General features: G+C 44.2%; 8 protein-coding genes. 6 read left to right on the top strand and 2 right to left on the bottom strand.

Features of this window, described 5'->3' with window-relative positions; translation table 11 throughout:
* Positions 1-321: 321 nt before the first annotated feature.
* Both ACEW9J_RS07615 and ACEW9J_RS07610 read right to left on the bottom strand, forming a co-directional pair.
* Positions 322-1,377, bottom strand: coding sequence for an ABC transporter permease (locus ACEW9J_RS07615; protein WP_373544532.1), 1,056 nt, complete (start codon positions 1,375-1,377; stop codon positions 322-324).
* Positions 1,378-1,583: 206 nt separating this feature from the next.
* Positions 1,584-1,991 (bottom strand): TerB family tellurite resistance protein, encoded by a 408-nt coding sequence (locus ACEW9J_RS07610; RefSeq protein WP_373544531.1) that lies wholly within the window; start codon positions 1,989-1,991, stop codon positions 1,584-1,586.
* A 38-nt stretch (positions 1,992-2,029) separates the two neighbouring features.
* On the opposite strand from ACEW9J_RS07610, the gene ACEW9J_RS07605 reads away from it, so the two are divergent.
* The 6 genes from ACEW9J_RS07605 (at position 2,030) to ACEW9J_RS07580 (ending at position 8,830) form a co-directional block, all read left to right on the top strand.
* Positions 2,030-3,580 (top strand): FAD-dependent oxidoreductase, encoded by a 1,551-nt coding sequence (locus tag ACEW9J_RS07605; protein ID WP_373544530.1) that lies wholly within the window; start codon positions 2,030-2,032, stop codon positions 3,578-3,580.
* A 44-nt stretch (positions 3,581-3,624) separates the two neighbouring features.
* Complete coding sequence (locus ACEW9J_RS07600; RefSeq protein ID WP_373544529.1) at positions 3,625-4,287, top strand: SirB1 family protein; 663 nt, start codon at positions 3,625-3,627, stop codon at positions 4,285-4,287.
* 169 nt (positions 4,288-4,456) lie between these two features.
* The gene (locus ACEW9J_RS07595; RefSeq protein ID WP_373544528.1) at positions 4,457-5,671 is read left to right on the top strand and encodes a glycosyltransferase; all 1,215 of its coding nucleotides are present in this window, start codon (positions 4,457-4,459) and stop codon (positions 5,669-5,671) included.
* A gap of 89 nt (positions 5,672-5,760) precedes the next feature.
* Complete coding sequence (locus ACEW9J_RS07590; protein WP_373544527.1) at positions 5,761-6,450, top strand: sugar transferase; 690 nt, start codon at positions 5,761-5,763, stop codon at positions 6,448-6,450.
* A gap of 108 nt (positions 6,451-6,558) precedes the next feature.
* A complete protein-coding gene (gene gmd / locus ACEW9J_RS07585) occupies positions 6,559-7,638 on the top strand; it encodes a GDP-mannose 4,6-dehydratase (RefSeq protein ID WP_373544526.1) in 1,080 nt (359 codons plus the stop codon).
* A 244-nt stretch (positions 7,639-7,882) separates the two neighbouring features.
* A complete protein-coding gene (locus ACEW9J_RS07580) occupies positions 7,883-8,830 on the top strand; it encodes a GDP-L-fucose synthase family protein (protein WP_373544525.1) in 948 nt (315 codons plus the stop codon).
* The last annotated feature ends 246 nt before the right edge of the window (positions 8,831-9,076 follow it).

The raw sequence follows: 9,076 nt of genomic DNA, 5'->3' as shown, positions 1-9,076 counted from the left end.
TGCTTTTTGGCGTGGTCACGGTTACTTCTGCTGCGGCTGGTCATCAGGTATCTATTTCCTCAAACTGTTGACTAGAAACAGTTTGACATCTTTTTCTCACCCTCTTGACAAATCTCTAATTTTCTTAACTTGTCACGAATGATTGGTGACAATCCCCGTAAAGATTTTTTTGGTGCGCGTCAACTGGGGATGTATACGATCCAATTCAAGCATTCTGGATCTGAGTATGGCAATCTTCAACCACCAAGTCCAGATCATTGTGCTCATCTAATGGTTGATTCATTGGCGGAGATCTTAGGATCTATCGACAAGATAGACTTATTACTTTAAATCTGCTAACTTAATCCGTGGATCGACAAATTTGAGCAGTAAGTCCGCAAATAAGTTACCAATGATTAACATAATTGCCCCAATCATCAAACTACCCATCACGAGATAGAGATCCTTTGCTGTTACTCCTGCTAAAATTAGCTTACCTAATCCCGGCCAATTAAAGAAGAATTCGGCAATAAAAGCACCACTGAGTAAACTGGCAAATTCAAAGCCGAGTAAAGTCACCAGCGGGTTAATTGCATTCCGTAATGCGTGGACATAAATTACCCGATTTTCAGATAAACCTTTGGCTCTAGCTGTCTGAATATAATCTTGACGCAAGACATCTAATAACTCACCCCGCGTAATCCGTTGCAGCCCAGCAAATCCCGTCGCTGTCAGCGCAATAGTAGGTAAAATCATATGCCAGAGGATATCAAACAATTGACCGATCGCGGGTAATTCTTCATGATTGATACTAGTTCTACCACCTACAGGTAACAGTGGCGAACAAATCTGAGCGACGATTAATAAAGATAATGCCGTCACAAAACTCGGAAATCCCTGGGCGGTATAGCTGAGTACTCGCAGAAATTTATCGATAAATTTATTTTGATTGACAGCCCCAATAATACCTAAAGGAATCGCGATCGCCCATGTTAGAATAATTGACGCGATCGCCAGTTCTAGAGTTGCTCTAATTCGTTGCCCAATTAGCAAAGTAACAGGTTGGAAGTAGAGCATACTCAAGCCTAAATTTCCCTGTAATGCCTGAACCAGCCATTTAAAATACTGATTCACCAAAGTTGAAAAATCTTTGCTGTCACTCAATCCAAACTGCTCCATCAGTTCCTTAATCCGCTGCGGCGTAATTTTAGGATTTTGTCTGAGTGTATCGAGAAAATTGCCTGGTGATAACTGGACGATCGCAAAGCACAGAATCGAAGCTAGAAATAGGGTAAGAACGGCTTGAAGCGATCGTTTGAGAATATATAGGAATGTTTCACCTGTAAAGATCTCTCGGATTTGGGACAAGAGATCGCGGTTTGATAAGGAACGAGCCATTCAATTAGGGGATAGGGATTATCAATACAGTTCGGTTAGCTAGCGACTAAAGTCGCCGCTACTGATGCAAAGTCCGCCTGTCTTGAAAAGGTGCTTCACTTGTCTGGTCGGGTAACCCGCCCAGTTGGGAAACCCCAAGAACGCACTTTTCGCTACGCGGACTAATACTACGATCTAAGGTTTATTTAACCGAACCATATTGGTGGTTAGGTATTCTGAAGCCAATTCTGATAAAGTTGCCGAATTCTAGTCATTAAGGACTGCCGACTTGGTTGTGCTAAAGCTGGTTCTGATTGAATACGGGTTAAGAGTGTTGCTTCAGCAACAGCAACATCCCCATCGCTATAGATTAAACCGCTAATTGCTTCAATTAGGAAATCATCATCATAGATCGATTTAGAGCCGAGGTAGTCTTGAATCAACTGTTCACATTCTGCTGCTGTAACTTTGCTCGTACCAGTCAATAATGGCTCGATCTCAATGTGCCGATCTATGTGATGTGTTTGGGCAACTTTCGACAGATATTGGCGTTCTTGCGGCTGGATTTCACCATCGAGCCAAGCGACACCGATTAGGATTTTCATCAGTAATCGTGCTTGAGATTCAGTATCCATACGATCTACCATAGTGAGTAATTCTCTGTTCTAATTCTATGCCGATCGCTGCTGACATGGCTGCCAAATTTCCTGCCGATACTTTTGCCAATCTCGATCGAGTCGATAAAATGTGGCAAAATTTGCGTCAGGGACGGATTCCCCAACGTGAAATGGTCGTTTCAAGCGATGAATTTTTAAAAACCATCGATTTCGATCTGGCGATCGCTGGTGGTACGCTGGGAATTATCCTGGCGGCGGCTCTCCAACAGCGCGGTTTTAAAGTAGCTGTCATCGAGCGGGGAGAATTGAAAGGGAGAGCGCAGGAGTGGAATATCTCGCGGGCGGAATTGATGGTATTAGTAGAGATGGAACTACTCTCTGCGGCAGAATTAGAAATCGCGATCGTCACTGAATATAACCCCGCACGGATCTCTTTTCCGAATACCCCCGATATCTGGGTGCGAGATGTCTTAAATGTTGGCGTAGATCCGGTATATTTACTCGCCACTCTCAAGGCAAAGTTTTTGGAGGATGGCGGTAAGTTACTAGAGTGTAGTTCATGCGATCGAGTGACGATTCACCCGAATGGGGTAGAAATTACGGTGGGAAATAGCAAGCTCACTAGTAAGTTATTTATCGATGCAATGGGACATTTCTCGCCACTTGCAGCCCAAGCGAGAGCTGGTGTAAAGCCAGAGGGAATTTGTCTGGTAGTAGGCAGTTGTGCGACGGGATACCAGCAAAATCAAACGGGCGATATTTTTGCATCGATTACCCCGATTGAACATCAATGTCAGTATTTTTGGGAAGCATTTCCCGCCCGCGATGGACGTACCACTTATCTATTTACCTATCTGGATGCACATCCTGACAGGTTTAGTGTCGAGTTCCTGTTTGATGAATACTTGCGATTATTACCTACGTATCAACAGATAGAATTAGCTCACCTAAATTTTCAGCGATGTCTATTTGGCTGCTTTCCATCCTATCGCGATAGTCCCCTAAAAATATTCTGGAATCGAGTATTATTAATTGGTGATAGTAGTGGTAGTCAATCTCCCGTTAGCTTCGGTGGATTTGGAGCGATGATTCGGCATTTGTCTAGACTAACTAGCGGGATTGAAATGGCACTTCAAGCAGACGCACTGAGCAATAACGATCTCCAACTACTACAACCCTATCAGCCAAACATCGCCGTTACCTGGATGTTCCAACGAGCCATGAGTGTCGGAATCGAGCAAAAAGTTCATCCAGATCGAATCAACAATTTATTAGCAGCGGTATTCCAGTCGATGGAACATTTAGGTGATGATGTCTTGCGTCCTTTCCTGCAAGATGTCGTCCAGTTTCCCGCACTCTCTCGCACCTTATTTCAAACCTCAATTTCCAACCCCCAAGCAGTAATTCCAGTCGTTCCTCATGTCGGAATAATTACCCTACTCGATTGGCTAATTAATTATATCAATCTAGGTGGCTACAGTGGACTCTACCCGATCGCTAAATTAATTGCCCCATTAATCACCCAACTCTCCCCATCACAGCAGTATTATTATCAACAATCTCTACAAGCTTGGAAATATGGCTCAGGGAAAGATTTAAGAAGTTGACAGTTGACAGCTAAATTCACCATTCACCATCCACCATCCACCAAATGACTAACCCACTCGATCGATTCATCGCCCAAATTGACAAACCAGATCGAGAAATCGATCTGGCGAAAGCTGCCTTATATATCGCCCAAATTGAGTATCCAGATTTAGAGATCGATCGATACCTGAAAGCTTTGGATTTGATGGGTGCAGAAGTAGCCCAAAGATTGCCCGAAACTCAATATCCGCTCAAAGTCATCCAGACTATTAATCAATATTTATACACAGACTTGAAATTTTATGGTAATGGGACTGACTATTATAATCCCTGTAATAGCTTCCTCAATGATGTCATCGATCGAAGAACTGGAATTCCGATCGCACTCGCTCTGATTTATCTAGAAATTGCCAAAAGAATCGGCTTTCCGATGGTGGGAATTGGGATGCCAGGACATTTTCTAGTTCGTCCTGACTTTGAAGATTCAGAGATATTTGTAGATGCCTTCGAGCGTGGTGAAATACTATTTACTGAAGACTGTCGCCAAAAATTGATGAATATCTATCAACAAGATATTTCCGCGCTCCCACCAGAACTCTTCCAACCGATTACTAATCGACAGTTTTTATTCAGAATGTTAAATAACTTACAATCAATCTACCTCAATCAACCAGACTTCGATCGAGCCTTAGTCATCAAAAAATGGATCGAAAGCCTCGACTCCTAATGATATTTGGCGTTGCATCTGGGTATGAAAGACTGGGGGACTGGGGGACGGGGGGACGGGGAGTTGCAAAAAAAGGGAAATCATACCTCAAATCAGCAATGCCCGATCTTCTCAAAATTATTCTCCCCTCAACCCTTAAAATAGACTAGCAACCCCTCCGCGTTCCTCCGTGAAACCTCCGTATCCCTCTGTGTTAGAGAATACTCCATTCAACATCCCCTCAAACATCACCTATGCCCTAGTACACGAATGGCTAACACCCAAAGCCACCGGAGGTTCGGAACTAGTAGTCAAAGAAATTCTCCAATTCGTCGATGCAGATCTCTACGCTCTGATTGACTTTGAATCAACCAATCCACATAGTTACCTCTACCAGCGTAAAATTGGCACCACCTTCCTCCAAAACTTGCCTGGAGTCAAAGGCGGCGTACAGAAATATTTACCATTAATGCCGATCGCGATCGAACAGTTAGACTTACGGCATTATGATGTAATCCTATCCTCCGCCCATGCAGTTGCCAAAGGTATCCTGACTACCCCCCAACAATTGCATCTATGCTACTGCCATACGCCCATGCGTTATGCTTGGGATCTAACTTTTGACTATTTGCACCAAAGCCGACTCGGACAGGGCATCCCAGGCATATTTACCCGCTATCTGTTGCATCGCTTGCGCCAGTGGGATGTCATCTCAGCAAATCGGGTAGACTATTTTATTGCCAACTCTCACTTTACCGCCAGCCGAATTTGGCGATCTTATCGCCGTCGAGCTGATGTGGTATATCCCCCAGTCAATATCGATAGATTTACCTGTACCGCTAACAAAGAAGACTTCTATCTAACAGTCTGTCGCCTAGTCGGTTACAAGCAAGTCGCGCCGATTGTCGAAGCATTTAATCTCAATGGTAAAAATCTAGTCGTCATCGGTACGGGAACTGAATTACAAAAATTGCAACAAATTGCCAAACCTAACGTCACAATTCTAGGTTATCAGCCCGACACTGTAGTCCAAGATTATTTAGCTCGTGCTAGAGCATTTGTCTATGCAGCTTGCGAAGATTTTGGTATCGTATTGGTGGAAGCACAAGCTTGTGGTACGCCAGTTATTGCTTACGGGGTTGGCGGTGCTGCGGAAACTGTCTTAGACATTCGCTCTCATCCCGATTGCGGTACGGGAATTTTATTTCCGGCTCAGACTACGGCGGCAATTCTTACGGCTGTCGCTACCTTTGAAACTTACCACCAGCAGTTTCAATCCGAGCTGATTCGCACTCATGCTGAAAGCTTCGCGGCTCCTGTGTTTCGATCGCAATATCTGAGTTTAGTCGATCGTTACTATCAGCAGTGGAAATTGGGGACTCAAACTAGAGCTGGTAGAGTTTAGCTGACTAAAAGTATGGGTAACGAATAAGTAGTGCGATTTGTCTATATAATCTGGAAAATATTGGTGATAGAGTGAAATTGAGGAGTAAAATGACCGCAGCCAGCCAACAGATTGCTAGTAAATCAGTCAAATGTGCAGCCCAAAAAAGATCGCGCCCCAAGTCTAGCGACATCGCTAAAAGGCTATTTGATATTATTTTTTCGGTGTCAGTGCTGGTGTTGTGCGCCCCAGTCTACTTGGTACTAGCTGTATCGATAGCTTGCACTTCATCAGGCTCGATCTTTTATGTCCAAGAACGAGTCGGCAAAAATCATCGCCACTTTGGCTGTATTAAGTTTCGGACAATGATTCCCGATGCCGATCGACTACTGCATCAAATGATGGCAGAATCAGAAGATCTCCGCCAAGAATTTTCGGAAAATTTTAAGCTCAAGCAAGACCCCCGCATCACCAAGATTGGTAAGTTTCTCCGTACCACCAATCTAGATGAATTTCCGCAGTTTATCAATGTGCTCAAAGGCGAAATGAGTGTAGTCGGTCCGCGTCCGCTTGTCCCTGAAGAAATCGAACGTTATGGGACTCAGATCGATCGAGTATTGACGATTAGACCTGGTATTACTGGATTATGGCAAGTTTCTGGTCGAAATGATATTCCCTATGCCCAAAGGATTCTGATTGATGTTGGCTATGTCAAACGGCGTAATTTCTGGTTAGATCTCCGCATTGTGTTCAAAACTGTATTAATGACGATAATCCCCAAAAATAATGGGGCATATTAAAATAGTGAACCTACATCGGTAAAAAATTGGTAGTAGGCGATCGCAATTCGGAGATATGATGGGGCAATTAGACCCCAGTGATTTTACTGATAACTGATAAGTGCCAAAATGACAGAAACAAAACGTGCATTAATTACGGGCATAACTGGACAGGATGGCTCTTACCTAGCCGAACTCCTGCTCTCTAAAGGCTACGAAGTTCATGGCATTATTCGCCGGACATCGACTTTTAATACCGATCGAATCGAACATCTGTACCAAGACCCCCATACACCTGGGGCAAAACTCTTTCTCCACTACGGCGATTTAGCCGACGGTGTTACACTACGCCGCTTATTAGAACTCACCCAACCTCAAGAAGTCTACAACCTCGGTGCCCAATCCCACGTTCGGGTGAGCTTTGATGCACCCGAATACACCGTCGATACAGTTGCCATGGGTGCGCTGCGCTTGCTAGAAGCCATTCGTGATTACGAGCAACGGACAAAACTCCAAGTCCGCTACTATCAAGCTGGCTCATCCGAAATGTATGGCTTAGTGCAAGAAGTCCCCCAATCGGAAACTACCCCCTTCTACCCTCGCAGCCCCTATGCTTGCGGTAAGTTATTCGCTCACTGGCAAACCATTAACTATCGCGAGTCCTACAATATCTTCGGCTGCAACGGGATTTTGTTCAATCATGAATCGCCCCGTCGTGGTGAAACCTTTGTTACCCGCAAAATCACCCGCGCGATCGCGCGAATTGTGGCAAAGCAACAAGATAAACTCTATCTAGGCAATCTAGAATCCAAACGGGATTGGGGTTATGCCAAAGATTATGTAGTCGCGATGTGGCTGATGCTCCAACAGGACACACCAGATGACTACGTGATTGCCACTGGTGAAACCCATGCTATCCACGAATTCCTAACTGTCGCTTTCAATTACGTCGATCTCAATTGGAAAGATTACGTTGAATTCGATTCCCGTTACTTGCGCCCTGCTGAAGTAGAATTACTCATCGGCGATCCTACCAAAGCACAACAAAAACTTGGCTGGAAACCTTCAGTAACTTTCACCGAATTAGTCCATCTGATGGTCGATACAGACCTTCACGCACTTGGATTAAGGTCACCCAATTATACAGGTGAAGAAACATTACCCGATGTCGCGATCGTCCGTCAAGCATTAGCTACAATGCACGATTAAATCAGTCGATAGTTGATAGTTGATAGTTGATAGTTGATAGTTGATAGTTGACAGCTTGTGACTTACGCGTAGATGTAGGGTGTGTTAGGCGCAAGCCGCATGAGCACCAGTATTCGATACCTCAATCTGGAGGGAACCTCCAGAGCGCAAGCCGCTTTCAACTGTCAACTGTTCAAGCATTATGACTTAGTTCTTAGTACTCGCTTTTACAGGTAATATTTAGACACCCGCACTAATCGAATTTATGACAAATCTAGATTTATCTACTCAGCGTATTCTCGTTACTGGAGGTGCTGGCTTCCTCGGACAGCAAGTAATTAGTCAACTGCTGGCGGCTGGTGCCAATCGTGCCAATATTACTGTACCTAGATCTGCTGATTGTGACTTGCGGGTATTAGAAAACTGTCACACAGCAGTAAAAAGTCAAGACGTTATCGTTCACTTAGCTGCACACGTCGGCGGAATTGGTTTAAATCAAGTTAAACCAGCCGAATTATTTTATGACAATCTGATGATGGGCACCCAACTCATCCACGCAGCTTATCAAGCTGGAGTTGGTAAATTTGTCTGTGTCGGGACGATTTGTGCTTATCCTAAATTTACGCCCGTACCATTCAAAGAAGAAGATATCTGGAATGGTTATCCCGAAGAAACTAATGCGCCTTATGGGGTTGCTAAAAAAGCTCTGTTAGTACAATTACAATCCTATCGTCAGCAGTATGGATTTAATGGTATTTATCTATTACCTGTGAATTTGTACGGCCCTGCGGACAATTTCAAACCTGAAAGTTCTCATGTAATTCCCGCCCTAATTAGAAAGGTACACGAAGCTCAAATCGCTGGAGAGAAGCAGATTCAGGTTTGGGGCGATGGTAGTCCCAGCCGTGAGTTTATCTATGTAGATGATGCGGCGCGGGGAATTGCGATCGCGACGACGAGTTACGATCGAGAAGATCCGGTAAACTTGGGAACTAACTACGAAATTACGATTAAAGATCTAATTACTTTAATCTGTAAACTAATGGAATACCAAGGTGAAATCGTCTGGCAAACTGACAAACCTAATGGGCAGCCTCGCCGCTGTTTGGATACTCAAAAGGCTACAGAATATTTTGGGTTTACAGCAGCAGTAAAGATTGAAGAGGGACTGAAAAATACGATCGAGTGGTATCGTAATAATAGCGGGATCTAATCGATCGTCTTTGTCGGGATAATTCAGGAATTGCCACTACGAAGTTTAGCAATCGTCAAGCCAAGGAAATAAGAGTTGCCTGGAGAGTAAAGTCTCGGCCAACGTTAATTAGGGCTTGCTGAATTAGTCCCTGATGCTGTTCTAAAGCCTGAACTCCTTGCTAAAAAATGGTTTTGTTGCAAATATTCTCACTCGATCGCCAGATTCAAGCGATCGAGTGCAAGGGTTCTGAGCCTTTCAACGTCA

Origin of the sequence: Chamaesiphon sp. (genome assembly GCF_041737865.1) — a bacterium.
GTDB lineage: Bacteria > Cyanobacteriota > Cyanobacteriia > Cyanobacteriales > Chamaesiphonaceae > Chamaesiphon.
The sequence above is the reverse complement of the archived record's forward strand: the minus strand, read 5'-3'. Positions and strand labels throughout refer to the sequence as shown.